Origin of the sequence: Aliiroseovarius sp., assembly GCF_965228805.1 — a bacterium.
Classification (GTDB): Bacteria; Pseudomonadota; Alphaproteobacteria; order Rhodobacterales; family Rhodobacteraceae; genus JASBTN01.
The window spans coordinates 3,502,878-3,529,145 of sequence record NZ_CBDDIE010000003.1 but is presented as its reverse complement, the minus strand read 5'-3'; the positions used below and the strand labels follow the sequence as shown (position 1 = coordinate 3,529,145).

Sequence of the window (26,268 nt, the reverse complement as noted above, 5' to 3'; positions counted from 1 at the left end):
CGAACCGTTTCTTAACTCCTGCCACGTAACCTGCCTGAAACTAGCAGAGGGTGAGTTACATGCACGGTCTGATCAACAGGTCGTTGGAAAACTTCCTCCGCCGCACCTATGGCGACGGGCACTGGGCTGCGGTGATGGAGGAGATCGATTGCGGGTTCGACAGTTTCGAGCCCATGTATGTTTATGCGGATGAGCTGACCGACCGTGTGCTCGCCGTGGCCTCCGCGCGGCTGGAAAAGCCGCGCGAGGATTTGCTGGAAGACTTGGGCACCTTCATGGTGACCCACGAAAGCTCGGAACGGGTGCGGCGCCTGTTGCGGTTCGGCGGTGTGGATTACGAGGATTTCCTGCATTCGCTCGATGACCTGCCGGGCCGGGCTCGCCTTGCGGTGCAGGAACTGGAGCTGCCGGAGCTTGAACTGAACGAAGAAGGCAGTGGCGAATACACCCTGGCGGTGACCAGTAAGATGGCCGGTTTCGCCCATGTGTTCCTGGGCATGCTGCGCGCGCTGGCGGATGACTACGGTGCGCTGGCGCTGCTCGACTACGTGGGACGCACCGGGCAGGAGGAGACGATCTCGATCAGCCTTCTGGACACAGGGTTTCAGGAAGGGCGCGCCTTCGATCTGGCGGTGGGAGCAGGCGGATGAACAAACAGGTGACACGGGGACGCATGCAGGGTCTGACACCTGGTACGAGCATTGCCCTGAAGATGGCCAATCTGGATCAGATGATGCCGATGAATCTGCTGGTGGATGCCCGCGGCGTGATCCGCCACGTGGGGCCAACCCTGGCCAAGGTGCTGCCCTATCCGGACATGGAGGGGCAGAGCTTTCTGCGGGCCTTCGAGCTGCGCCGTCCGCGCCGCATCCAGTCGATTGCGGATGTCTGCGCCAATGAAGGGGTCAAGATCTACGTGCGCCTGCGGGATGCCCACGCGACGCAGTTGATCGGCACGGCGGTCTGCCTGCCGGGCAAGAACCAGGTGCTACTGAACCTCAGCTTCGGTGTCTCGGTGATCGATGCCGTGGCGCGTTACGGCCTGGCGGGTTCCGATTTTGCACCCACCGATCTGACCCTGGACATGCTCTATATCATGGAGTCGAAATCTCTGGCCCAGGCCGCCAGTGGACAACTGTCGACCAAGCTGCAAGGCGAAAAGGACGAGGCGATGGCCCGGGCTGGCTCCGACATGCTGACCGGCCTGTCCAACCGCCTGTCACTCAATGAGGTGTTGCACCGGCTGATCAGCCGTCGCATGCCCTTTACCCTGATGCATCTGGATCTGGATCACTTCAAGGCGGTCAATGACACGTTGGGCCATGCGGCGGGCGACCATGTGTTGCAAGAGGTGGCACGCATCCTGCTGGAAGAAACCCGCGAGGATGACACGGTCGCGCGGGTTGGTGGCGATGAGTTCGTGCTGATCTTCCCTGGCCTCACCGATCGTGATCGGTTGCAATCCGTTGCCGAGCGCATGATCACACGGCTTGAGGAACCGGTCGACTTTCGCGGCGACGTCTGTCGCATCTCGGCCAGCATCGGCATGGTGGAGTCGACCCTCTATGCAACGCCCGTGGCAGACCAGATGCTGGAGGATGCCGACATCGCCCTCTATGCCTCCAAGGACGGTGGGCGCGCCCAAGCCACTTTCTTTGAACAGGCCATGGCGGGGGGGGAAGGACATGCAGCCGGGCAGGAGAATGTGATTCTTTCCGATCTGCAGGACGGGGTCGAAGCCGCAGAATAGCAATTCCAATGATGGGGCGTCAGAGGATACATCCGGGGGTTGCCGGTCTTGTGTCCGGGGTCAGGCACCGGCCTGCCAGGAGAACTATCTGAAAAATAAGCGCAAAGCACGGCGACCCCTGGTACGGCACTTGCAGGTGTTGATGCTTTCCCTATTTTGCCCGTCTTTCACGCTGTGCTAGAACCTCATTGGAGCGGTAGGCCACAGGTATGACACCGGCAAGCCGCCCTATGCTGTGAAGAGCGATTGGTCCCGGGAGTATGTCTGGCCGGGACGGGGGAACAGGGTTCGACCCGTAAGAGGAGTAGGCGGCGCATGACCGTCAGGCCCGCAGCAGCTGCCGCAACGGGCTGGCCCTTTCGGCAGGACAAGAACGCAACCGGGACGCGAAGGGTGCTCGGCGCCTTTGGCGTGCCTGCGCAGATGCGGTGTGGGTTTTTGGCGCCGACCGCTCTTCAGGTTTTGACGGGTTTCCCCAACCAGACAGGGAGGCAGCTTGGCTCCACGCTCATGTCCTCGTGCCTGCTGTCCAGCGCGCTGGGCCTGGCATTGGGCTGCGTGGGACTGGGGGCCGGACCTGCATTGGCGGGCAGTTGCGCCGATCAGGGCAACGGGCAATGGCTGTGTAGCGGTGCTGCGCTGGGCGGTGAACCCGGGGCGTTTCTGGGTGGGGTGGCGGGTCATCCGGTCGTGGTGGATCTGGCGCCCGGTTTCGGCCTGACCACGTCGGACAGTACCGGGCTGGGAGCGATCGCGCTTTACCAGCGGCTGGGCGTGGTGGTGAACGGGTCGGGACTTGCCCTGCTCAGCGCCGAGGGCACAGCGCTTGGTGTCACCAACACGACCCCGGAGAGTGCGGTGGACGTGACCCTGGGCGGTACGGTGATTGGCGCGGGCGTCGGCGGGGTGGGGGTCGACCTGTCGAACTCGGCGGGTGGAGCGATCGTTCTGGACGGAACTGCGAACATTTCGGGCACCACAGGCGGTGGGGTGCTGCGCGGCGGCAGCCCTGGCCTGGGAGCTACGGGCGGTATCCTCGTGGATCTGACCGGCTCCATCGGTGCGATCAGCGGTACGGGGATCGAGGCCACAGGCCATGGTGGTGACATCAACCTGACCCTTACGGGTGCCGTGACCTCGGATCAGGCAGGCGCCATTGCCGTGGATCAGCAGGGCACCGGCCTGCTCAGCGTCACGACCGGCGCGGGAGGCGTCAGCGGCGGGTTGAGCGGAGGTGCTCTGGACGTAGCGGCAATCACCGTTGGCAATACCGCCGGGGCCACCGGAACGGTGTCGGTCACAACGGGCACCGGCGCGGTCATTGGCCAGGGCACGGGGATCGCGGCGGTGAATGCGGGACACGCCGGGGTTACGGTTGCGGTTGGCGGCGACGTGTCCGGGCTGAATGCCTATGGGCTCGACCTGTCGAATGGGGTGTTCGGTGCGGGCGGGTTGGAGCTGACATCGGTCTCCGGCAGTGTGATTGCCGGTGCCCTGGGCGGCGTCCTGGCCGAAAGCGCGGCGGGGCTGTTGCGCCTCGATCTCGATGGGGCGGTGGCCTCCAGCGGTGGCGTGGGCATAGAAGCCGTCGCCAGACCAGGCAGCACCGGGTTGGACGTTGCGGTCACGGATGTGTCCGGCGCCACCGGCGGGATCGACACGCGGCTCGAAGGCGTGGGCACGGCACGGATCACGTCCGGTGGCCAGGTTGCGGGCGGCTCAGGGTCGGGGATCGACCTGACCGTGCTGGGCTCTGGCGGGGCCGGAGGTGCCGAGATCACCGCCACTGGCGCGGTGACCGGCCAGCCATATGGCATTCGCCTGACCCAAGGGGGCTTGGGCAGCACGCGGGTCGAAACCGGCGCCGGTGCCATTCGCGCAACCGACCTGGTGAACGGGACCGGCATCCTGGTGGATGTGTCTGCGGGCAATGCCGCTGGCGTCACGGTGGTCACCGGATCGAGTGCGGTCAGCGGCGGCGAAGGGCTGGTGGTTTCGGCCCCCGATGGGTCTGTGGATGCGACAATCGGGGGCGCGGTGACCGGTCACGCCGATGATGCCGTTCGGGTGGAGGGAGGTAGCAGCGGCGCGACGCTTGATGTCGCCGTCGGAGTGGCCCTGACCGGTGCGCAGGACGGGCTGGATGTCGCGGTTGACGACGGCGGTGTAACGCTGATCGGCGCGGGTAACATGACCGGAACAACGGGGGTGGGCCTTCGGGTCGTGCAGAGCGGTGGTAGTGGGGATCTGGTCCTCTCGACCGGTGCGGTCACTGGTGGCATGCAAGGGGTTTTGCTGGAAAATCAGGGGGCTGGAGGCATCTCGGTGGTCTCTGCCGGGTTGGTGCAGGGGGGTAGCGGTTCGGCCGTTGAGGCAGCCACCCTTGGCGATGCTGGTTTGAGTGTCGATCTGCAGGGCGGCGCGCTCTCGTCGGCGGATGCCGGGGTCGTACTGACGGATTTCGGAACCGGCACATTGCGGTTGGTGACCGGCGTCGGCAGCCTGTTGCGGGGAGCCACGGATGGTGCGCATCTGGTCAATCACGGCGGCACGCTGGAGGTCGCGGCCGCCGGGACGATCGAGGGGATCACGGGGGCTGGGCTGATTGCCGAAAGCCGCAGCGGTGGCGGAGGGATGGATGTCCAGGTCACTTCGGTTTCGGGCGCAACCCATGGTGTTGTCCTGACCCAGGATGGTACGGGCGAGATGCGGCTGACTGCAACCGGCGCGATCTCGGGTAGCGCTGGTGACAGTATCTCGGCCCGGGTCGGCAACACGGGCAGTGGCGAGATGATCCTGGCCGTGGATGAGGTCACCGGCGCGCAGGGCGGCATTCGCGCCATACATGACGGCATGGCAGGCGGCCTCGACATCACCGCCGCGGGCGCCGTGGCGGGCCAGGCAGACGCCGGGATTACGGCAATCAATGCGGTCATGTTCCCGGGCACCCTAGGCGGTGTCTCTATCACAACGCAGGACACGGTCGACGGAGCAACGCGCGGGATCTATGCGGTGAACGGAGGCTCAGGCGATTTGGTCCTCGATGCGCATGGCACGATCACTGGCGCCGGGGGCGAAGGGGTTCGGGTCGAGAACGGTGCGACGGGTGGCCGGATGGACCTTTCCGTGGCCGGGGTCAGTGGTCAGGGAGATGCGATCTACGCCGAAAATCTGGGCAGTGGCGAGTCGCGCCTGACCGTCACATCTGGCGCGTTGGTCCAGGGGGCTGGCGGCAATGGCGTCGCGCTGTCCCATCAGGGGGCGGGAAACGTGACCTTGGCTGTGCATTCCAGCGCAACGGTGCGCGGGACCGGCGGACATGGCATGACCCTTGTGTCGACCGGCGGCAGCGTGGCCAGCACGCGAACGGCAACCGTCGGGCTGGGTGCTCTGGTCGAGGGCAGCGGCCACGGTATCGGGGCCAGCGTGAGCGGCGGGCGCCTGTCAGTGATCGGCACCGGCGCGGTACGCGGCTTGTCAGGCGACGGGCTGCGGGCCGAGATCTCGGGCACGGGCGGGGATGTCGGGATCAGCCTGCGGTCTGCCGAAGGCGCTGTGAATGGTATTTCCATTTTGAACCAGGGGCTTGGTGCAGTTCAGGTGTTATCGGACGGCACCCTGACCGGCGCGACGGGGCATGGGCTGTGGGTTGAACAGGGGGTGACCACGCAGGGTGGTGTGACCGTGGATGTTGCAGCGGTCAGCGGCCAGGCGGGGGGCATTCTGGTCGACCACAAGGGCCAGGCCGGGGTGATTCAGGTTACAACGCAGGGGCTGGTCGAGGCCACGGGAAGCACTGCGATCGGCCTCGTGGCGCGCAATTCCGATGGCGGGCCGGGGCTGGGTGGTATCCTGGTCGAAACCCGGGCGGTTTCCGGTGGGGCGGGCGGCATTGCGGTGGACAATATCGGCGCCGATGTGACCTCGGTCATTGCGCATGGGCTGATCGACGGTGGGTCGGGTGATGCTGTCGTGGTGCAGACCGGGGCGGTGGGCACGGACCTATCGGTGACGACACAGGGGCTGACAGGCGCTGGCGCCGGGTTGATGGCCCGTAATCTGGGCACCGGTGGCAGCACGCTTTCGGTTTTCGGCGACGTGGCGGCTGGCACGTTCGGCGTTGATGCAGCGCACGACGGGGCAGGGGCATTGAACCTGAGCGTTGGGGGCAATGTCACGGTGGGCGCGGCTGACGGGATCGGGGTGCGCGCTGTGGCAACCCGGGCGGTCAGCGGCGGGCTGACCGCGACCCTTCACAGCGGCACGGCGGTCGAGGGTGGTCAGCATGGCGTCGTGGTTGGTGCCCAGGGCGGCACTGTGCGCCTGACCGCTTCGGGTGTGATCCAGGGCGTGACGGGCACCGGGCTGGCCGTCGAACTGGGGGCCGGAGTGCATGGCGCGGTTCTGCAGGTGGGCGAGGTGTCCGGCGGCACCACCGGCATTGATCTTTCGGCCAGCGCGCAGGGGCTGGTGACCTTGACACTCGCAGGGCCAGTCAGTGGAGGTTCCGGCGCAGGGCTGGTGGTCGGCGGCACGGCGGATCAGCAGGGCGCGATATCGGTCGAGGCGGCTGGGGTGATCACCGGCGGTCTGGTCGGGGTGCAGGCGACACAGGCTGGCAGCGGCAGTCTGACGGTGGTGGCGCAGGAGATGGTGCGGGCCAGTACCGGCGCGGGCGTTGTGGCCGGATTGTCCGGTGCTGCGTCCGAACTGGAGGTTCGTCTGACCGGGGTCGAGGCGGCGACATCGGCCGTCAGCCTTTCAAACCTCGGTGCGGGGGAAACGGTTCTGGCGGCCAGCGGCCTCCTGCGCGGCGACGCGGGGCATGGTGCCTATGTCGAGGCGGGCGCGAACAGTGCAGGGGTTACGGTTGATCTGGCCGGGGTGCAGGCCAATGGCGACGGGGTCGTGCTGAACTCTGCCGGGGGTGGGGTGGTTCGCCTTGATCAGAGCGGGACGGTAACGGCGGGCACAAGCGGTGTCCGCGTCAACTCCACCGGCGCGGCGCAGGTGGATGTCGCCCTGGCTCAGGACATCACCGGGCAGGACGGTTATGGCGTGCAACTTGCCGGAGCCGGTGCGATTACCCTGACCCAAACCGGCGGGACGATTTCAGGCACTCTGGCGGGGCTGCACGTGACCGGTGAAGGCGGCCCGATCATCCTGTCGCTGGCGGGCAATGTCTCGGCCAGTGCTGGCACCGGGGTGAGTGTATTGAACAGCGGCGCGGGAGGTGTGCGCCTCACCGCCACTGGGTTGATTTCTGGACAGGGCGGCCACGGCGTCGTGGTGGAAACAACGGCTCCGGGTAGTGCTCCCGCCACGGTTTTGCCCGGGCTGGCCGTGGACCTTGCCCTGGCGGAGGTGACGGGCGACCAGACCGGGATCGGCGTCATTCACCGGGGCGCTGGGGACATGCGCCTGACCGCCAGCGGGGCGATCCAGGCGGGCAGTGGCGCAGGGGTGCAGGTCACGACCGGCGTTTCCTCTGGCGCGGTGACACTGGACCTGGATGGCACTGTCTCGGGCGGCAGCGCGGGGGTGTCGCTCCTGGCCGAGGGCACGGGCTCGGTCGACGTGGACCTGTCCGGCGCGGTCGACGTCAGCGCGGGGACTGGCGTGATGATCCAGACCGGGGGCGGGGCAGGCGATCTGACCCTGACAACGGCGGCGGTTTCCGCAAGCGACAATGGCGTGGTCGCGGTGCATGGCGGGACCGGGGACTTGATCTTCACCCCGACCGGGGACATTGCCGTCGATACGGGCGTGGGGCTGGATCTGATGCGCGAACAGGCGGGTCGGATTGACCTGACTCTGGGCGCGGGGCGTGAGGTTGTCGGCGGTGCAATCGGGTTGCGAACGGGAAATGTGACCGGCGGCGAGACGGTGTTGGATCTGTCCGGAACCGTGGCCGGCGACGTCGCCTTGGCGGTTCTTGGCGAAACGGGCAGCCTGTCGCGTGTCACCCTGCGCGACGGGGCCACCCTGCGCGGGCCGGTGGCGCTGACCTCGGATGCGGGCAACAGCGTGACAACGGTGGCCGCAGGCGCGGTGATCGACGGTGCGGTGATCCTGGGCGAAGGCGACGACAGCCTGTCGATCGCGGGTGCGGACCTGTCCCTGGTCACCCTTCTGGACGGGGGCGGCGACGCCTTCGGCGCGGATGGCTGGGATGTGCTGCTGTTGGCGGATGTGAGCCAGGGCTTCCTGGCCGAAGCCCTGATCGGTTGGGAGGAGATCACCCTGACCGGCGAAACCGTGCTGGGCATTGGCGCGGGGGCCTGGCAGGCGGGTCATGTCGATATCGGGGCCGAGGCGGCTCTGGTCCTGCTGGGCGGGCGGGTCGATCTGGCGGGCGGGCTGACCCTGTCCGGGCAGCTCGGGATGCAGAACGGCGTGGTCGGCGACGCCTTGACCGTGGGCGGGGATTTCAGCGGTGGCGGGGTCGTTTTCGTTGACGTGGATTTCTCTACCGCCACAGCGGACCGATTGACCATCGGCGGCGACGTGCTGCCGGGCGATACGCCCACAGTTCTGGCGGTCGAGGATGTCTCGGTGGGCGATGCCACTGGCGCGGCGGTCGTGCTGGTCGACGTGGACGGTGCCACAGGGGATGGCGATTTCGTCCTGGCGGGTGGACCGATCTACAAGGGGGCCTTCGGCTACGACCTGCGATTGACCAGCGCGGGCGAATGGGTGCTGGCCGAAGGGTTCTCGATCATGTCGTCCTCCGTCGAGGCCACGCCCTCGGTCCTGCGCGGCTTTGGCCTCATGCCGACCCTGGCCATGCGCCAGGATGCGCGGTTGCGCCTGTCGCCGGATGGGCGTTTCGCCGGTTGGCTTCGGTTCAGCGGCGATGTGCAGGACACCAGCCTGGTGACCCAGTCGGGCGCCGATGTCACCTCGCGCGAGGCGGCCGGGCTCGAGGCGGGGATCGAGCTGCGCTCCGAGGTTACAAGCGGTGCCGGGCACTGGGTTCTGGGTGGCTCGATCCATTCGGGCATTGTGCGGGGCACGGTGGCGTCCGAAACTGGCCAGGCAGCGATTGATGCCGAGGGCTGGGGGCTGGGCGCGTCGCTGAGTTGGCTGGGTGACGGCGGCAGCTGGGTGGACCTGCAGGGCCGCGTGAGCTGGCAGAAGACCGATCTGACCAGCAGCGCGACCGGCCCGTTGCTGACGGCACATGACAGCACGGTCTGGGCCCTGGGAGTTGACGCGGGGCAGCGCATTGTGCTGGGAGACCATGGTGCGCTGGTGCCCCAAGTGCAACTGAGCTTTGCCCGGGTTGAGGCCGGCGAAGGTGAGGACAGCCTCGGAAATGATATCGTCCTGGGTCGCAATGACAGCCTGACCGGGCGCGTGGCCTTGACCTATGAGTTCGGCCCGGCGGGCGAAACAGGTCGGCACGACGTCACCGGCAACGGCACGCGGCGACATCCGTTCCACGTGATGCTGGGGGTTAGCCATGACCTGTCCGGTGAGGATCAGGTTGAGGTCGCCGGAGCGGAACTGACCGCCGCCGCCCCGCGCACTTGGGGCGAGGTCGGGCTGGGCGGCCGTTGGACCTTTGCCAAGGGGCACGAATTCTATGCCGAGGGCAGCTACCGGCAGCCGCTTGGCGGTGGGGCGCCGGGGGATCGCGGCCTGGGCGTCTCATTGGGGCTGCGCCTGGCCTGGTAGGGTGGAAAGGGCTGGCCATGTGTCGGGAAATGCGGCAAGTCTTGTGGCGACGGATCAATATGTTGGCCGATGCTGTTTGAATGGGGCCCGTTGCGGGCAAGATAGGAGTTATGACTATGAACAATCGTATGACGCGGGTAGCGTCTCTTCTTGCCGCTCTTACTTTGGGATTTGCGCCTGCAGCTCAGGCCCAGCAGGCGGCGCCGAGCTCGTTGTCAGTGACCTACCAGGACTGGACCGTACGCTGCGCGTCGGTCGAAGGACAGGCGGGGCAGGTCTGTGAAATGGTGCAGGACCTCAACCAGGCGGATACCGGTCGGCGCGTTCTGTCGGTGCTGATCCGTCAGGCCGAAGGAGAGACCGGGCTGACCCTGGTCACACCCTTCGGGCTCAAGCTGAGTGAAGGTGTCAAACTGGGTGTCGACGGGACCGAACTGACGACATTGGACTACGAAACTTGCCTGCCGTCGGGCTGTATCGCGGCGCTTGTCCTGTCCGAGCCGCAGATCGAGAGCCTGCAGGCCGGGGCCGAGGCCCAGGTCACCCTGGTGGACACCGCGGGGCAGGACCTGTCGCTTACCTTGTCGCTTGCCGGTTTCAGCGGCGCGCTGACGCGGTTGGGGCAGGAATGCTGCGGCAGCTGACCCGCAGCTCTTGATTTCCGAACCCGGACGGGCCACGCATGATACCCATGCGTCGGCTGTCCCTGATCCTGATCCTGCTGGCGGCCCTCGCGGCCGCCTTTGGTCTGTTCCGCCTGTCCCATGGCTATTTCCGCTCCGAGGAACTCAGCCGCGCCGAGGGGCGGCTATCACTATACCGCTCGACGTTGACAGCGGAGCTTGAGCGGTTCTCGCACCTGACCCACGTTCTGGCCCGCGATCCCTTCGTGATTGCCACCGCCGAGGGCGGGGATACCGATGCGCTTAATCGTCGTCTGGCCGATTTCGCCCGCCGCGCGGGGCTTGATGCGATTTATCTCATGCGGCCGGACGGGTTGACCGTCGCGGCCTCGAACGCCGGGGAGGATGTCAGCTTCATCGGCCACAACTATGCGTTCCGCCCCTATTTTCAGCAGGCGTTGGCCGGGCAGAGTGGGCGGTTCTACGCCATCGGCGCGACCACCGGCCTGCCGGGCTATTTCATCGCCGACCCGGTGCGTGGCAGCGGTGACCAACTGGTTGGGGTGATCGCGATCAAGGTCGCTTTGGCGGGGTTGGAAGACAGCTGGCGGCGATCTGGTGAGCAGGTTTTGCTGGCCAATGAGGATGGTGTAGTGCTGATGAGTTCGGTGCCCGGCTGGCGCTACCGTGTGTTGAACCCACTGGCGCCAGAGACCCGCGCGCGGATCGAACAGGCGCGGCAGTTTCCTGACCAGCCCCTCGCGCCACTGGACTGGATCCCGCGTGACGGGCGGCGGGCCGAGATCGGTGGCGAGGCGCTGCTGCATCTGACCGGCGCGGCCCCGCCCCACGGTTGGGGGCTACACTATTTCGTGGCTGACGACCGCGCTGTCGTGCGCGCCTGGCTGGTGACCGGCGCGGCGCTGGCCCTGGCGGCGCTGTGGCTGATCCTGTGGCAGGTGCAGCGCGCGCGGCGCATGGGACGGGCGCTGGAACGGTCGGAACGGGAAGAGGCTGCGCTGCGTGCCGCCAACCAGCAGCTGGCTGTGGAAATCGGCGAGCGTCGCACCGCCGAACGTCGCCTGACCCGCACTCAGGGCGAGCTGGAACGCGCCTCGCGCCTGGCCGCCCTTGGACAGCTCGCCGCCTCGGTCACCCATGAGTTGGGCCAGCCGATTGCCGCCATGCGCAACCATCTGGTGGCGGCCGAGCTGTCGGGCAAGGCACCAGAGACCGTGACCAGCAAGTTGGGCGGGTTGGTCGACCGGATGGAGGGCATTACCCGCGAGCTGAAGTTCTTTGCCAGTCCTCGGCAGGAACCGTTCGAAACGCTGGATCTGCGGGAAGTGACTGGCGCGGCGGTTGGCCTGCTCGCGCCGAATATCGAGGCTGCCGAGGCCAAGATCGACGCTCCCGATCCCGGCTGCCCAATCCTGGTGCGTGGCAGCCGTTTTCGGTTGGAACAGGTGGTCACGAACCTGCTGCGTAATGCGGTGGATGCGGTCGAAGGGTCCGAAATCCGTCAGGTCACCCTGACTTTGGGAGGCGATGAGGCCACCCGTTGGATCGAAATCCGGGACACCGGTCACGGGCTGGGCAAATTGACCCTGGCTGAGCTGCAGGAACCTTTCACAACAACGCGCGAAAGCGGTCGGGGCATGGGGCTGGGCCTGGCAATCTCGGCCGGAATTCTACGCGACCACGGGGGCGAAATGGTGGCGCGCAACGGGAAGGGTGGCGGTGCGGTGTTTCGCGTGACCCTACCGGCCCCGGAGCAGAGCGAGGAACAGGAAACATGACTGACCACCCGCCGTTTTCGGCCCTGATCGTGGATGATGATGCCTCGATGCGGGCTTCTCTTCTGGAGCTTCTGGAGGCAGCGGGTTGGCAGGCCCGTGCCCTGTCGCGTGCCACCCAGGTGGGAGATGCGCTGACCCGTTGGCAGCCCGACGTGATCCTGTCCGACCTGCGTATGCCGGGCATGACCGGGTTGGACCTGCTGGCCAATCTGGACGCGGTCACGGCCCCGCCCTTGGTGCTTATCTCGGCCCACGGGGATATCCCGCTGGCGGTGCAGGCGATGCAGGACGGGGCCTATTCCTTCCTCGAAAAGCCTTACGAGCCGCGCCGGTTGCTGACGGTCCTGCGCAATGCAGCCGCCCAGGCGCGTATGCGGCGATCGAACGCCCGGCTGACCGCACGGCTGCGCCAGCTTTCGGGGCTCGACCGAGTGTTGCTGGGCCAAAGTGCCGAGGTCACCGCCTTGCGCGCCGATATCCTGGACCTGGCCAACACCGCTGTGCCGGTGATGATCCTGGGAGAGACCGGCACGGGCAAGGAACTTGTCGCCCGTGCGCTGCATGATCTGGGCGCCGCGCCGGATGGGCCTTTCCTGGCGCTGAACTGCGCTGCCCTTTCACCGGAAACCTTCGAAGCCGAGATGTTCGGCGTGGCGGGCGGGGCAGAGGGACGGCTGGTCGCGGCCTCGGGGGGCACGCTGTTCCTGGACGAGGTCTGCGCCTGTCCGCCCGCGGTGCAAGCAAAGCTCCTGCGCGTTCTTGAAGACAATCAGGTCCTGCCGGTCGGCGCCTCGACGCCGGTCTCTGTCGACCTGCGCGTCGTTTCGGCCACCAATGAGGACATCGACCAGGCCGTGGCAAATGATCGGCTGCGCCAGGATCTGCTGTTCCGCCTGAACACCATCGTGCTGACCCTGCCGCCCCTGCGCGCGCGTCCGGACGATATCAGCCTTTTGGCGGCGCATTTTCTGGGCGACATGGCGCGGGTCTACGAGGTCGCCTCGCCCGAACTGAGCGCTGAGGACTTGACCGTGCTGCTGGCCCATGACTGGCCCGGCAATGTGCGCGAGCTGCGCCATGTCTGCGAACGCCGGGTTTTGGCGGCGCGGCGGGGCGGGGGCACAATGGCGCAGGCGCTGGCCCGCGACGCCGGTGGTGAAGACTTGCCCGCCACGCTGCGTGAGGCCGTCGCCGCCTTTGAACGCGAGCTCATCGCCAAGGCGATCCAGACCCACGAGGGCCGCATGGACGCCGCCGCCGAGGCACTGGGGATCGGGCGGCGCACCTTGAACGAGAAGATCGTCAAACTGGGGCTGGACAAGGAGGCGCTGCTCTAACCCTTGCTTGGCATAAACCGCAACACACCGGCATTTCCCGATGCCCCGTCGGACGGATGATTGACCCCGTCATTGACCACGATCTCGGGGAAGTCGAAGGGGCTCACCCCCTCAAGGCAGGCCACGTTTACCCCGAACTCATTGGGGTTCGACCGCCGCTGGTGATGGGTATAGATGCCGCAATGCGAACAGAAGTAATGTTTCGCGACTCCGGTGTTGAACTGATAAAGCGTCAGCTGGTCCTTGCCGTCCAGAAACTCGATCCCGTCCAGATTGGCCGAGACCGCCACGCCGCCCCGCATCCTGCAGAAGGAACAGTCGCAGCGCCGGGCGGAGTTCAGCCCGTCGGGCAGCGTCACGCGGAACTTCACTGCGCCGCAATGACAGGCGGCATCGTGGGTGCTGGGGGCAGGGTGGTTGCTCATGGCGCGCTCCTCATACGATCTGCGCCGAGGGTGCACCGGCCCACGCGCCCTGTCCATCCCGCAGAAATACGCCCCTGCGGATATCCGCAGGGACGCTCGGGTATTGCGCGCGAATTCCCTCATTGCCACAGGGGCGGGGCTGGGTCCAACATGGGGCCATAACATCCGCATGAAATCGGGAGGAAAACCATGCGACGCATTCTGAACCGGACGGCTCTTGCCGCCCTGTCCCTTGCCTTTGCCACCGAAGCCATGGCCACCGAATGGAACGTGTCCCTGTGGGGCAAGCGCCGGGCCTTTACCGAGCATGTCGAGAAACTGGCCGAGCTGGTCTCGGAGAAGACCGGTGGCGAGTTCACCCTGAACATCTCCTACGGCGGGCTGTCGAAGAACCGCGAGAACCTGGACGGGATCTCGATCGGGGCCTTCGAGATGGCGCAGTTCTGTGCGGGCTATCACCGCGACAAGAACCCGTCGATCACCGTGCTGGAACTGCCATTCCTGGGCGTCGAAAGCCTGGAGCAGGAGATCGAACTGTCGATGGCCGTCTACAACCATCCGGCCACGCAAGCGGACCTGGCGCGGTGGAACGCGACGCTGCTGATGCCCTCGCCGCTGCCGCAATACAACCTGGTCGGCGTGGGCGACGCGCCCGCGACGCTCGCCGATTTTGAAGGTCTGTCGGTGCGTGCCACCGGCGGCATTGGCGCGGCGATGGAGACCGTCGGCGCCGTGCCGACCTCCATGTCCGCCACCGAAGTGCGCCAAGCAATGGACTCGGGCGTCGTCAAGGCGGTGAGCTTTGCGCCGCATGCGCACATGTCCTTCGGCACCATCGAAAACGCCGCATGGTGGACGACCAACCTGAACCCGGGCACGGTGAACTGCCCGGTGGTGGTGAACACCGATGCGCTGGCCGATCTGTCCGATGACCATCGCGCGGCGCTGCTGGAGTCGGTCGACGAGGCGCTGGACCATTACGTGGCCAATTACAACGGCAAGACCATGGATGCCTGGGGCCCGGCCCTGGACGAGCGCGGCATCACCCGCGTGACCTTCTCGGACGCCGAGATTGCCGCCTTCAAGGAGGCCGCCGCCGCCCCGGCTGCCGCCACTTGGATCGAGGAGAACACCGCGCGCGGCCTGCCGGCGCAGGAGCTTTACGACCTCGTGACCGGCATGATCGCCAAGGGCATGTAAACGCCGACACCCCCGCACCCGAATGGGCGCGGGGGTTCTTCGTTTCTCAACGATAACAACATCTTGCAGGAGGTTCGCCATGGCCGGATCCTCTCTTGTTCTGTCCGATGGCAGCCGCTTGTCGCGGCTCGACGGGCATCTTTATCGCGTGGAAAGCGTGCTGGCGTTGATCAGCGGGTTGGCGGTGTTTTCGCTGATGGTGCTGGCGGTTGTCTCGGTCTCGGGCCGCAATTTCTTCAGCCAGCCCCTGCCGGGTTATGTCGACTGGATTGAACAGGCCATGCCGCTCATTGCCTTCATGGGCATCGCCTTTGCCCAACGTGACGGCGGGCATATTCGCATGGACATGATCGTCGGCGCCCTGCGCGGGCGGGTGCTCTATCTGGTCGAGTTCATCTCCACCTTGGCGATCCTCGCGCTTATGGTGCTGCTGGTCTGGGGCACCTGGGCGCATTTCGCGCGCAGTTTCGATTTTGCCGCACCGATGTGGAGCCGCGACAGCTCGATGGACATCGCCCTGCCGCTCTGGCCCGCGAAACTTCTGGCGCCGGTGGCGTTCTCGGTGCTCTGCGCGCGGCTGGTGCTGCAGCTCTGGGCCTTCGCGCGGGCCTTCATTCGCAATGACGACACACCCGTCGCCGTGCCGCTGGTGGCCGATGCCGCCACCCAGGCCGCGATGGAGGCCGAGCATGTCTCGGGCCACGACAGGTAAGGGGCGGGCATATGGAACCGATTGAAATTGGCCTTGTCGTCTCGGGCGGGCTCTTGGTCCTGGTGCTTCTGGGCATGCGCGTGGCCTTTGCTGCCGGGCTTGCGGGGCTCATTGGGCTGATCTGGATCTTCTGGGCGAAATTCGGCTATGATCCTGGGCGGTTCGGCAAGGCGGTGACCGTAGCGGTCAAGACCGCCGGGCAGGTGCCGCATTCCAAGATCTCAAGCCAGGCGCTGAGCCTCATTCCGACCTTCATCCTGATCGGGTATCTCGCCTATTACGCCGGGTTGACAAAGGCCCTGTTCGAGGCGGCAAAACGCTGGCTTGCCTGGGTGCCGGGCGGGTTGGCGGTGTCCACGGTCTTCGCCACAGCAGGCTTTGCCGCGGTGTCGGGGGCCTCTGTCGCGACCTCGGCGGTGTTTGCCCGCATCGCCATCCCCGAGATGTTAAAAATCGGCTATGACAAGCGTTTCGCGGCAGGGGTCGTGGCGGCAGGCGGCACGCTCGCCAGCCTTATCCCGCCCTCGGCCATCCTGGTGATCTACGCCATCATCGTCGAACAGGACGTGGGCAAGCTGCTGCTGGCAGGTTTCATCCCCGGCGCGTTCTCTGCCGTGATCTACGGGCTGCTGATCATCGGCATGGCGGTCACGATCAAGGGGTTCGGCCCGGCCGTGTCCGGGTTCACCTGGAAGGAGCGGTTCGTCTCGCTTCCCCCGGCGCTGCCCATCGTCTTTGTCGTCGTGACGATCATCTTCTTCGTCTACAACCCCTTCGGTGGCGATGCTTGGGGGACCCCGACCGAGGGTGGGGCCATCGGCGCCTTCGTGGTCTTTCTCATGGCGCTCTTTCGTGGCATGCGGTGGGCGGAGTTGAAGGATGCTCTACTGGAGACCGCGAAGCTGTCGGTGATGATCTTCACCATCATCTGGGGCGTGCTGATCTATGTGCGTTTCCTGGGCTTTGCCGACCTGCCCGGCGCCTTCTCGGACTGGCTGACGTCGCTTCAGATGTCGCCGATGCTGATCCTGGTGATGATCCTTTTGGCCTATGCGGTCCTGGGCATGTTCATGGATGCGATCGGCATGTTGCTCCTGACCCTGCCGGTGGTCTATCCGGCGGTGATGGCGCTGAACGGGGGCGAGTTCGTCTCGGCCGCCGACAGCACCTTCGGCATGTCCGGACCCATGTGTGCAATCTGGTTCGGCATCCTGGTGGTGAAAATGGCCGAGTTCTGCCTGATCACCCCGCCGATTGGCCTCAACTGCTTCGTCGTCGCCGGGGTGCGTGAGGACCTTTCGGTGCAGGACGTGTTCAAGGGTGTTACCCCGTTCTTCATCGCCGATGCGATCACCATTGCGCTGCTGGTGAGCTTCCCCTGGATCGTGCTCTGGCTACCCAGTCAGGTGTGAGGAGCATGAAGCACAGCAGGGCCGTGGCACAAGCTGCGGCCCTTTTTATTTACAAACAAAGGGATAGTCACAGCAGAACACACCAGTTCCGTCTGGTTCAACACGTTTCGACCGGGGGGGGAGTGGCAGCCCGTAGGGGAATCGAACCCCTCTTTCCAGGTTGAAAACCTGGCGTCCTAACCGATAGACGAACGGGCCACGCTGTGGTGAAGCGGGTTCTAGGGAAAAGGCGCGAGGGGTGCAAGAGGGATTTTGCGCCTTCGCACGTTTTTTTCCGCATCGGAGGAAGGGGCGGGTTTTTGCCGTTCCACAGGTGTGGCGCCGACGATGTGCCGGTGGATTCGGGCAAGACGTCAGTGCGGCGCGTCATTTCCTTGCGCTGTGTCCTGGGATGCGAAACAAATCCCCAAAACGGATTTGAACGACCGGATTCTTTCTGGAAATTCGGCGGTTCGGGAGGATGTGATGGATCACTGGACGCGCGCGCTTGAGGCGCATTGGGGCATTGTGGCCAAGCTGCGTCGGCTGGACGGCGAATATGACCTGAATTTCATGGCGGAAACGCCGGATGGTGCGGGCTATGTGCTCAAGGCCATGCGGCCGGGATGCGCGCCCTGGCTGGTTGAGATGCAGGTTGCGGCGCTGGACCATATCGCCACCCGCGCGCCCGATCTGCCCAGCCCCGGGGTGGTTGCCAGCAAGGGAGGCGAGAAGTTCCTGCGCCTGGCCGATGAGGACGGTGCCGAGCGCCTGGTCTGGCTGATCGAACGCCTGCCTGGTCGCTGTTACGCCGACAGCGCGCCCAAATCCCTGGCGTTGATCGGTGAGGTTGGCGCGGTGCTGGCGGGCACGGCCAAGGCGCTGGAGGATTTCACCCATCCGCAGTTGGAACGTGATTTCAAATGGGACCTGATGCGCGCAGGGTGGATCGCTGAGGAGCTGGGCTGCATCACCGATCCGTTCCGTCGTGCGCTCCTGTTGGATATTCATGATGCCTTTGAGGCGATCCGCCCGGCGCTTTCCGAATTGCCCGTGCAGGCGATTCACAACGATGCAAACGATTACAACATCCTGGTCGACGGCGCGCCTTACGCGCCGCGCGTCTCGGGCCTGATCGACCTGGGCGACATGTGCGCCGCCCCGCGCATCTGTGACCTGGCCATCGCCGCGGCTTACCTGGTGCTGGGCCATGATGATCCCGAGGCCGCCTTGGCCACCCTGGTTTCGGGCTATCACGCGGTGTCGCCGCTGACACCGGCGGAGCTCGACATGCTCTGGCCGCTCTTGCGGGCGCGTTTGGCGGTGAGCGTGGTGAACTCCACCCTGATGGCGGCGGACAACCCGGATGATCCCTATGTGACGATCTCGCAGGCCCCGGCCTGGCGATTCCTGGAGGCCCATGACTTGAACCCCGGCCTGCTGTCTGCCCGGCTTCGCGCCGCCTGTGGTCTGCCGGCGGTCGAGGGGGCAGATCGCGTGCTGGCCTGGCTCGATGCCGAGCGCGGAAATTTCGCATTGCTGATGGGGGAAGATCTGTCGCAGGCGCCCATGGGGTCCCTGTCGGTCGAGCACTCCACCTGGCCGCAGAACCCGTTCCACATGCCTCTGGAAGAAGCCGCCCAGGTGGGCGAGGAGTTCGAGGATGGTGGCCGCATCTGGCTGGGCTACTACCACGAACCGCGCCTGATCTACGCCGAACCGGCCTTTCGCAAGGGCCCATGGAAAGCCAGCGACCGGCGCACGGTGCATTTGGCGGTCGATGCCTTTGCCACAGCCGGAACGCCGATGTATGCGCCCCTGCGCGGTGAGGTCGTGGTGGCCGAATATCGTGAGGGTCACCTGGACTACGGCGGTGTGATCATCCTGCGCCATGAAACGCCCGAGGGTGATCCCTTCTATACGCTTTATGGCCACCTGAACCCGGAGTTCCTGGAGCGTCTTACCCCCGGCGATGTGATTGAAAAGGGGCAGGAATTCTGCCGTCTGGGCGACCCCGGCCAAAACGGTGGATGGGCGCCGCATGTGCATTTCCAGCTGGCCCTGACCACCGAAGGGATCGAGGCCGACTGGCCCGGCGTCGGCGACCCGGATGAGATGTATCTGTGGCGCGCGATCTGCCCGAACCCGGCGGCTCTGCTGAACCTGCCCGATGGCAAGGTGCTCTATCAGCCCACGGACAAGGGCGCAGTGCTACAAGGCCGCCGCGACCATTTCGGCGGCAATCTGAGCCTCACCTACACCGATCCGGTCATGCTGGTGCGTGGCTGGAAACATCACCTGTTCGACGAATGGGGGCGGCCCTATCTGGACGCTTATAACAACGTGCCGCACGTCGGTCATGCCCATCCACGCATCCAGGCGGTGGCGGCGGATCAGCTGAAACGCATGAACTCCAACACCCGCTACCTGCACCCGGCGCAGACCGCCTTCGCCGACAAGGTTCTGTCGAAACTGCCCGAGAAGTTCGAGGTCTGTTTCTTCGTCAATTCCGGCACCGAGGCGAACGAGCTCGCCCTGCGCCTCGCGCGCGCCCATACGGGGGCGAAGGGCATGGTGACGCCGGATCATGGCTACCACGGGAATACCAATGCTGCTGTCGCGATCTCGGCCTACAAGTTCAACAAACCTGGCGGGGCGGGGCAGGCAGATTGGGTCGAGCTGGTCGAGGTGGCGGATGACTATCGGGGCAGGTTCAAACGCGATGACCCGGACCGCGCGCAGAATTTCGCGGACCTGGTGGATCCGGCCATTGCGGCGCTGCAGGCGCGCGGGCAGGGGGTGGCCGGTTTCATCGCCGAAACCTTCCCCTCGGTCGGAGGACAAATCATTCCGCCCAAGGGCTATCTGGCTGCGGTCTATGAGAAAATCCGCGCGGCGGGCGGCGTTTGCGTTGCTGACGAGGTGCAAACCGGGCTGGGGCGTCTGGGCGACTATTACTTCGGTTTTGAACACCAGGGCGCCGCGCCGGATATCGTCGTCATGGGCAAGCCCATCGGCAATGGTCATCCGCTGGGCGTGTTGGCGACGACGAAAGAAATCGCCGAAAGCTTCGACAATGGGATCGAGTTCTTTTCCACCTTCGGCGGCTCGACGCTGTCCTGTCGCATTGGCAAGGAGGTCCTGGACATCGTCGATGACGAGGGGCTGCAGGAGAATGCCCGTGCCATGGGCGACCGCCTGATCGCGGGCCTGCGCGACTTGGAAGGCAGATACGCCTGCGTCGGGGACGTGCGCGGCATGGGGTTGTTCCTGGGGTTGGAGCTGATCCGGTCGGATGGCTCGGAAGCCACGGAAATCTGTTCCCACGTCAAGAACCGCATGCGCGACCACCGCATCCTGATCGGCAGCGAGGGGCCAAAGGACAATATCCTGAAGATCCGCCCGCCCCTGACCATCGAGGCCGAGGATGTGGACATGATCGTCACCGTACTGGATCGTATCCTGGCCGAGGTGGAACCGCGCTGAGCTTACTCACGGCCCCGCATCGCCGTCGGGGTCGTGTCGAACCAGCGGTGGAAGGCGCGAAAAAACGCGCTGGGTTCGGCATAGCCCACGCGCACGGCGATTTCGGCCACCGGCAGGTCGGTCTTTTTCAGAAGCGAGACGGCGAGGTTGCGGCGGCGTTCCTCCTTGATTTCGCCGAAGCTCTGCCCTTCCTCTTTCAGCCTCCGGTGCAGGGTGGAAGGCGACAGGCCCAGTTTCGCGGCGATCTCGTCGAGGCTCGCCCAGGCTTCCGCGTCTCCGGTCGACAGCTCCGCCGCCACCCGCGCCTTGATCCCGTCATCATGGCGATAGCCGGACAGGAAGGCGGTGGGGGCGGTGCGCAGGAAGCTTTTCAACGCGCGTTCCGTGCGGTTCACCGGTTTGCGCAGGTATTTGCGTTCGAAACTCATGCGCCCGACCTTGGCGCCGAACTGAACGGGCACACCGAAAAAGTCGCCATAGTCATTGGTGCCCAGCGGTTCGGTGCAGCGAAACTGCATGCTTCGGATCGGAATGCGCTCGCCAATGAGCCAGCAATTCAGGCTGTGCAGGATGATGAAATAGACCCGGTAGGCGAAGGCCGATCGGGGCGGGCCGCTTTCCGTCAGCGTCACGTGGGCGAGCCGCCCGTCGATGGTCAGCCGACCCGAGGGTTCATCCAGCAGGATCGTCAAAAAGCGCAGGGCGCGGGCCAGGGCGACCTCCAGGTTGGCGGCCTGGCGGGTGGCGTGTCCCAGCAGGGTAAAGCTGCCTGGCCGCATGGGCCGCGCGCCGAGGCCGAAGAACTCGTCCTCCATGCGAAAGGACAGCTCCAGCCAGATGCGGCCGAACCCGTCCGCGTCCAGCTGCGCAAGCGCCGCGTCATCCAGGTCCAGATCGGCCAGCAGCGCCCTCATGTCCACGCCCGCCACGCGGCCACATTCGATGGCTTCGGCGATGAAGGCCGGCGGGATCAGGATGGGCGTGGCGGTTATATCAGGCATGGCATTTTCTGTCAGAATTCTGAAAGATACTGGCATCGTCTGCGATACAGTTCAATTCTATCATGACGCCAAAGCACATCCGCGCCGGATCACCGAAGGAGACCTCCATGCTGGACGAAACCCAAGCCGCCATTCGCGACATGGCCCGCCAATTTGCTCGTGACCGGCTGTGGCCGGGCGCCGAGGAGCGTGACCGCACCGGTGAGTTCCCCCGCGAAGTGCTGAACGAGATGGGCGAGCTGGGCTTTCTGGGCATGGTCGTGCCCGAAGACTACGACGGCATCGCGCTGGACACCGTGACCTACGCCAGCGTGATCGAGGAAATCGCGGCCGGCGACGGCGCCTGTTCGACCATCCTGTCGGTGCACAGCTCGGTCGGCTGCGGGCCGATCGTGAAATACGGCACCGAGGAACAGAAGAAGAAATACCTGCCGAAACTGGCTTCTGGCGAATGGATCGGCGGTTTTGCCCTGACCGAACCGCAGGCGGGTTCGGACGCCTCGCAGCTGCGCACTACGGCGGTACGCGATGGCGAATACTACGTGCTGAACGGGTCGAAACAGTTCATCACCTCGGGCAGCCAGGGCGGCATGATCATCGTCTTCGCCGTGACTGATAAGGCCGCCGGGTCCAAGGGCATCAGCGCCTTCATCGTCGAGACCGACACGCCCGGCTACGAGGTCGTGCGGGTCGAGGAGAAGCTGGGCATTCACTGCTCAGACACATGCCAGCTGTCGTTTGAGAACATGCGCGTACCGGCTGAGAACTTGCTGGGCGCGGAAGGCGAGGGCTACCGCATCGCGCTGGCGAACCTCGAAGCGGGGCGGATCGGCATCGCCTCCCAGGCCGTCGGCATGGCGCGCCGGGCGCTGGAATTGGCGATCGAATATGCGCAGGAGCGCAAGGCCTTCGGCGTCGAGATTTCCAAGCACCAGGCCGTCAGCTTCCGCCTGGCCGATATGGCGACCAAGGTCGAAGCGGCGCGCCAGATGGTGCTGCATGCGGCGCGGGTGAAGGATGCGGGCCAGCCCGCACTGCGCGCGGCGTCGATGGCCAAGTTGTTCGCGTCGGAAATCGCCGAGGAAGTGTGTTCGGCGGCGATCCAGACCTATGGCGGTTATGGCTACCTGCGTGACCACCCGGTCGAGCGCATCTACCGTGACGCGCGCATTACCCAGATCTATGAAGGCACCAGCGACATCCAGCGCCTGGTGATTGCGCGGGATATTCTGGCGAATCCGGACAGTCTCTGACCGATTTTTCAGGGGAATTACAGGGCCTTGTGGGGGAAACCTTGCAAGGCCCTTTTCACATCGGCATGCAGGAAAGCGCATCGCGTCTGTCTGCTGCACAAAGTCTCGACTTGGGGGGAAGTGGCAGCCCGTAGGGGAATCGAACCCCTCTTTCCAGGTTGAAAACCTGGCGTCCTAACCGATAGACGAACGGGCCACGCTGTGGTGAGCGGGTTCTAGGCAAAAGGCGCGAGGGGTGCAAGAGGGATTTTGCGCTTGGGCGCGAAAAACTCACGCCTCGGCGCGTGCGGCGTCCTCAAGGCGCAATTGCGGGCTGACGCGGCCTTGCCAGACGTTCAGCTCAAGGCGGCCTGCCAGGTGGAAACGGGCGCCGTCATGACCCACCAGCGCCGGGCCGAGGTCGGTGTCGAAGGCGCCGAAGGCGATGGCATCCAGGCGCGCGGACAGCCCGTCGCCGAAGGTGACTTTCAGGTGCCCGGTGCCGACCCTTTTGGTGAAATGGATCTTCACGTCCGGGAAGGCAAACCGCGGCCCGGGCGCGCCTGCGCCGAAGGGGCCGGCTGCCTCGATCTGTTCAATGAGTTCCGGCGTGACCGCGCCGGGCATGAGCAGGCTGTCGAGTTTCAGGTCGGCAGGTCCCGCGTCACCCGATCCCTGCTTTGCCAGCAGTTCCGACAGGCGCTCCATCGCCGGTTCCAACTGGTCGCGCGACAGGGATAGGCCCGCGGCCATCTTGTGCCCGCCGCCTTTCTGGATCAGCCCCTCGGCAGCCAGGCGCTGAATCGAGGCGCCCAGATCGACGCCGGAGATCGAGCGGCCCGAGCCCTTGCCGTCTTCGCCATCAAAGCCGATCACCACGGCCGGGCGGTTGGTGGCTTCCTTTAGGCGCGAGGCGACGATGCCGACCACGCCCGGGTGCCAGCCGTCGTCGGCGGCCCAAACCAGGGGGGCTTCGAGCCCGCGCGCTTCGGCCTGGGCCAGAGCGTTCTGGCGCACGGCGTCTTCGATCTCGCGCCGTTCCGTGTTCAGCTGGTCCAGTCGTTCGGCCAGCGCGGCGGCCTCGTGCGGGTCCTGTGTCACCAGCAGCCGCGCGCCCAGGTCCGCCTGGCCGATCCGTCCGCCTGCATTGATGCGTGGCCCCAGCAGGAAGCCCAGGTGATAGGGTTTCGGCGCCTCGTTCATGCGGCTGACATCCGCCAGCGCGACCAGCCCCACGCGCGCGCGGCGTGCCATGATCTTCAGCCCCTGGCGCACGAAGGCGCGGTTGGCCTCCACCAGCGGGGCCACATCCGCGACGGTGCCAAGCGCCACAAGGTCCAGCATGGACATGAGGTCTGGACCGGGTTTGCCCGCCTCGCGCAGCTGACGGCCCATTTCGACCAGCATCAGGAAGACCACCCCGGCGGCGCAGAGGTAGCCGGGCGCGTCCGCCTCGTCCTGGCGGTTGGGGTTCACGACCGCCAGCGCATCGGGCAGGGTCTCGCCGCCCAGGTGGTGGTCCAGCACGACCACATCTGCGCCCTTGGCGCGGGCGGCGGCAATGGGCTCGTGGCTGAGCGTGCCGCAGTCGACACAGATGATCAGGCTGTGGTTCGCTGCCAGTTCCTCCATCGCGGGCACATTGGGGCCGTAGCCCTCGTCGATCCGGTCGGGGATATAGAGCGTGACGCGCTGGCCTGCCTGGCGGAACCAGTCGATCAGCAGCGTAGCCGAGGTCGCGCCGTCCACGTCGTAATCGGCGAAAATGGCGATGCGCTCGCCTTTATCGAGGGCGGTCAGGGTGCGGGTGGCGGCTGCTTCCATGTCCTTCATCCCGCGCGGATCAGGCAGCAGATCGCGCAGGGTGGGTTCCAGGAAGCTCTGCGCTTCTTCGGCAGGCACGCCGCGCCGGGCCAGCACGGTGCAGACCGGGGCGGGCAGGGCGGTGGCCTGGGCCATCGCCTCGGCGGCGCGTTGGGTTTCGATGTCCAACCCGACCCAGCGGCGACCGGTCAGCGAGCTGGAAACGTTCAGGAAATCACTCATGGTGCGGTCCCGGGGTCAGCGCCTCTTCGGTGGAGATCACGCAGGCGAACTCGCCATGCAGCTGGTCAAGCGCGGCCTGGTGGATCAGCTCCGGGTCCAGATCCCCGCCGCTGCGCCAGGAGGCGTCGCCATTGGCGGCCACCGCCGCGCAGGCGTCATGCACAAGCTCGACCCGGAAACCCAGGTTGGCGGCCATGCGGGTGGTGGTGGAGACGCAATGCGGTGTGGTCAGGCCGCAAATCACCAGGTGGCTCACGCCCAGGCTGTGCAGGCGGGCTTCGAGCCCGGTGCCAATGAAGGCGGAGTTCACCTGTTTGCGCAGCACCAGCTCGCCGTCCAACGGCGCGACTTCGGGTTTGAAATCAACCGCCCCGCCGTCAGGGTTCAGCGGGCTGCCCGGCGTGGTCGAATGGTGCTGGATGTGAAAGACGGGCCACCCATGGGCCCGCCAATGGTTCAGAAGCCGCGCGGCGTTTGCCTCGGCCCCCGGGTTGTTGCGCGCGCCCCAGGCGGGGGCGTCGAACCCCTCTTGGATGTCCACCAGGATCAGCGCGCGCGGTTTCGCCATTACTGCGCGTTCACCGGGTTCTTGTAGATCATGCGGCGCACCGAGCCGGTTTTCGAGCGCATCAGCAGCGTCTCGGTGGTCAGCCAGCCGGGCTCGCGCTTGATGCCTTGAACGACCGAGCCGTCGGTCACGCCGGTGGCCGAGAAGATCACGTCGGCGGTGACCATTTCATCGCGGGCATAGATGCGGTCCAGATCGGTGATGCCAGCCTTGTGCGCGCGGCCACGTTCGTCATCGTTGCGGAAGGTCAGCTGGCCCCACATCTGCCCGCCCATGCATTTCAGGGCCGAGGCCGCCAGCACGCCTTCCGGCGCGCCGCCACGGCCCATGTACATGTCGATGCCGGTGATGTCGGCCTCGGCACAGTGGATGACACCGGCGACGTCGCCATCGGTGATCAGGCGGATCGCCGCGCCGGTCGAGCGGATGTCGGCGATCATTTCCTCATGGCGCGGACGTTCCAGCACGCAGACGGTGATGTCATTGGTCTTGCAGCCCTTGGCGGCGGCCAGCGCCTTGACGCGTTCGGCCGGCGACATGTCCAGGCTGACCACATCCTTCGGGTAGCCCGGGCCGATCGCCAGTTTCTCCATGTACACATCCGGGGCGTGCAGCAGGGTGCCGCGCGGGGCCATTGCAATGACGGTCAGCGCGTTGGGCATGTCCTTGGCGGTGAGGGTGGTGCCCTCCAGCGGATCGAGCGCGATGTCCACCTCGGGGCCTTCGCCGGTGCCGACCTCTTCACCGATATAGAGCATCGGCGCCTCGTCGCGTTCGCCTTCACCGATCACGACGGTGCCCTTGATGTCCAAGAGGTTCAGCTGGTCGCGCATGGCGTTGACGGCGGCCTGGTCGGCGGCTTTCTCGTCCCCATGGCCCACCAGGGTGGCCGAGGCGGTCGCGGCGGCTTCGGAAACACGGGCAAGACCGAGCGAGAGCATGCGGTCGGCAAAGACGACTTTGTCAGCCATGGGAGGACGTCCTTTCAAATAAGCGTTAAAGGCCGGTTTAGTGCGCG

The 26,268-nt window shown here is 65.8% G+C and carries 16 protein-coding genes and 2 tRNA genes; 11 read left to right on the top strand and 7 right to left on the bottom strand.

Features of this window, described 5'->3' with window-relative positions; all coding sequences use genetic code 11:
- Window positions 1-59 precede the first annotated feature (59 nt).
- The 6 genes from ACO07D_RS18495 (at window position 60) to ACO07D_RS18470 (ending at window position 13,189) form a co-directional block, all read left to right on the top strand.
- A complete protein-coding gene (locus ACO07D_RS18495) occupies window positions 60-650 on the top strand; it encodes a heme NO-binding domain-containing protein (RefSeq protein ID WP_421704402.1) in 591 nt (196 codons plus the stop codon).
- Between the two features lie 62 nt (window positions 651-712).
- Window positions 713-1,750, top strand: a complete 1,038-nt coding sequence (locus ACO07D_RS18490) for a diguanylate cyclase domain-containing protein (RefSeq protein ID WP_421704401.1) — start codon at window positions 713-715, stop codon at window positions 1,748-1,750.
- 510 nt (window positions 1,751-2,260) lie between these two features.
- Entirely contained in the window at window positions 2,261-9,430 is a 7,170-nt protein-coding gene (locus tag ACO07D_RS18485; RefSeq protein WP_421704400.1) for an autotransporter outer membrane beta-barrel domain-containing protein, read from the top strand.
- Between the two features lie 116 nt (window positions 9,431-9,546).
- Window positions 9,547-10,074 carry an invasion associated locus B family protein gene (locus tag ACO07D_RS18480; protein WP_421704399.1) on the top strand — a complete coding sequence of 176 codons (528 nt, stop codon included), beginning with the start codon at window positions 9,547-9,549 and terminating at the stop codon, window positions 10,072-10,074.
- Between the two features lie 47 nt (window positions 10,075-10,121).
- Entirely contained in the window at window positions 10,122-11,852 is a 1,731-nt protein-coding gene (locus ACO07D_RS18475) for a sensor histidine kinase (RefSeq protein ID WP_421704398.1), read from the top strand.
- The gene (locus tag ACO07D_RS18470; protein ID WP_421704397.1) at window positions 11,849-13,189 is read left to right on the top strand and encodes a sigma-54-dependent transcriptional regulator; all 1,341 of its coding nucleotides are present in this window, start codon (window positions 11,849-11,851) and stop codon (window positions 13,187-13,189) included. The genes ACO07D_RS18475 and ACO07D_RS18470 overlap by 4 nt, the downstream gene beginning before the upstream one ends.
- On the opposite strand, the gene ACO07D_RS18465 is transcribed toward ACO07D_RS18470, so the two are convergent.
- Entirely contained in the window at window positions 13,186-13,614 is a 429-nt protein-coding gene (locus ACO07D_RS18465) for a GFA family protein (protein WP_421704396.1), read from the bottom strand. The genes ACO07D_RS18470 and ACO07D_RS18465 overlap by 4 nt on opposite strands.
- A 189-nt stretch (window positions 13,615-13,803) precedes the next feature.
- Here ACO07D_RS18465 and ACO07D_RS18460 point away from each other — a divergent pair, with 189 nt between their 5' ends.
- From ACO07D_RS18460 to ACO07D_RS18450, 3 genes are all read left to right on the top strand, one after another.
- Window positions 13,804-14,814: a C4-dicarboxylate TRAP transporter substrate-binding protein gene (locus tag ACO07D_RS18460; RefSeq protein ID WP_421704395.1), complete on the top strand. Its 1,011-nt coding sequence runs from the start codon at window positions 13,804-13,806 to the stop codon at window positions 14,812-14,814.
- A 79-nt stretch (window positions 14,815-14,893) separates the two neighbouring features.
- Window positions 14,894-15,526 carry a TRAP transporter small permease subunit gene (locus tag ACO07D_RS18455; RefSeq protein WP_421704394.1) on the top strand — a complete coding sequence of 211 codons (633 nt, stop codon included), beginning with the start codon at window positions 14,894-14,896 and terminating at the stop codon, window positions 15,524-15,526.
- A gap of 11 nt (window positions 15,527-15,537) precedes the next feature.
- Window positions 15,538-16,938, top strand: a complete 1,401-nt coding sequence (locus ACO07D_RS18450; RefSeq protein WP_421704393.1) for a TRAP transporter large permease — start codon at window positions 15,538-15,540, stop codon at window positions 16,936-16,938.
- A gap of 123 nt (window positions 16,939-17,061) precedes the next feature.
- On the opposite strand, the gene ACO07D_RS18445 is transcribed toward ACO07D_RS18450, so the two are convergent.
- Window positions 17,062-17,136, bottom strand: a tRNA-Glu gene (locus ACO07D_RS18445).
- 267 nt (window positions 17,137-17,403) lie between these two features.
- Here ACO07D_RS18445 and ACO07D_RS18440 point away from each other — a divergent pair.
- Window positions 17,404-20,403 carry an aminotransferase class III-fold pyridoxal phosphate-dependent enzyme gene (locus tag ACO07D_RS18440; RefSeq protein WP_421704392.1) on the top strand — a complete coding sequence of 1,000 codons (3,000 nt, stop codon included), beginning with the start codon at window positions 17,404-17,406 and terminating at the stop codon, window positions 20,401-20,403.
- 2 nt (window positions 20,404-20,405) lie between these two features.
- On the opposite strand, the gene ACO07D_RS18435 is transcribed toward ACO07D_RS18440, so the two are convergent.
- Complete coding sequence (locus ACO07D_RS18435) at window positions 20,406-21,404, bottom strand: AraC family transcriptional regulator ligand-binding domain-containing protein (RefSeq protein WP_421704391.1); 999 nt, start codon at window positions 21,402-21,404, stop codon at window positions 20,406-20,408.
- Between the two features lie 107 nt (window positions 21,405-21,511).
- Between ACO07D_RS18435 and ACO07D_RS18430 the strand changes: the two genes are divergently transcribed.
- Window positions 21,512-22,657: an acyl-CoA dehydrogenase family protein gene (locus ACO07D_RS18430; RefSeq protein ID WP_421704390.1), complete on the top strand. Its 1,146-nt coding sequence runs from the start codon at window positions 21,512-21,514 to the stop codon at window positions 22,655-22,657.
- A gap of 121 nt (window positions 22,658-22,778) precedes the next feature.
- On the opposite strand, the gene ACO07D_RS18425 is transcribed toward ACO07D_RS18430, so the two are convergent.
- From ACO07D_RS18425 to glpX, 4 genes are all read right to left on the bottom strand, one after another.
- Window positions 22,779-22,853 (bottom strand) — tRNA-Glu (locus tag ACO07D_RS18425).
- Window positions 22,854-22,927: 74 nt separating this feature from the next.
- Window positions 22,928-24,682, bottom strand: coding sequence for a single-stranded-DNA-specific exonuclease RecJ (gene recJ, locus ACO07D_RS18420; protein WP_421704389.1), 1,755 nt, complete (start codon window positions 24,680-24,682; stop codon window positions 22,928-22,930).
- Window positions 24,675-25,250 carry a cysteine hydrolase family protein gene (locus ACO07D_RS18415; RefSeq protein ID WP_421704388.1) on the bottom strand — a complete coding sequence of 192 codons (576 nt, stop codon included), beginning with the start codon at window positions 25,248-25,250 and terminating at the stop codon, window positions 24,675-24,677. The genes recJ and ACO07D_RS18415 overlap by 8 nt, the downstream gene beginning before the upstream one ends.
- Complete coding sequence (gene glpX / locus ACO07D_RS18410) at window positions 25,250-26,221, bottom strand: class II fructose-bisphosphatase (RefSeq protein WP_421704387.1); 972 nt, start codon at window positions 26,219-26,221, stop codon at window positions 25,250-25,252. Before glpX ends, ACO07D_RS18415 begins: the two co-directional genes overlap by 1 nt.
- Window positions 26,222-26,268 lie beyond the last annotated feature (47 nt).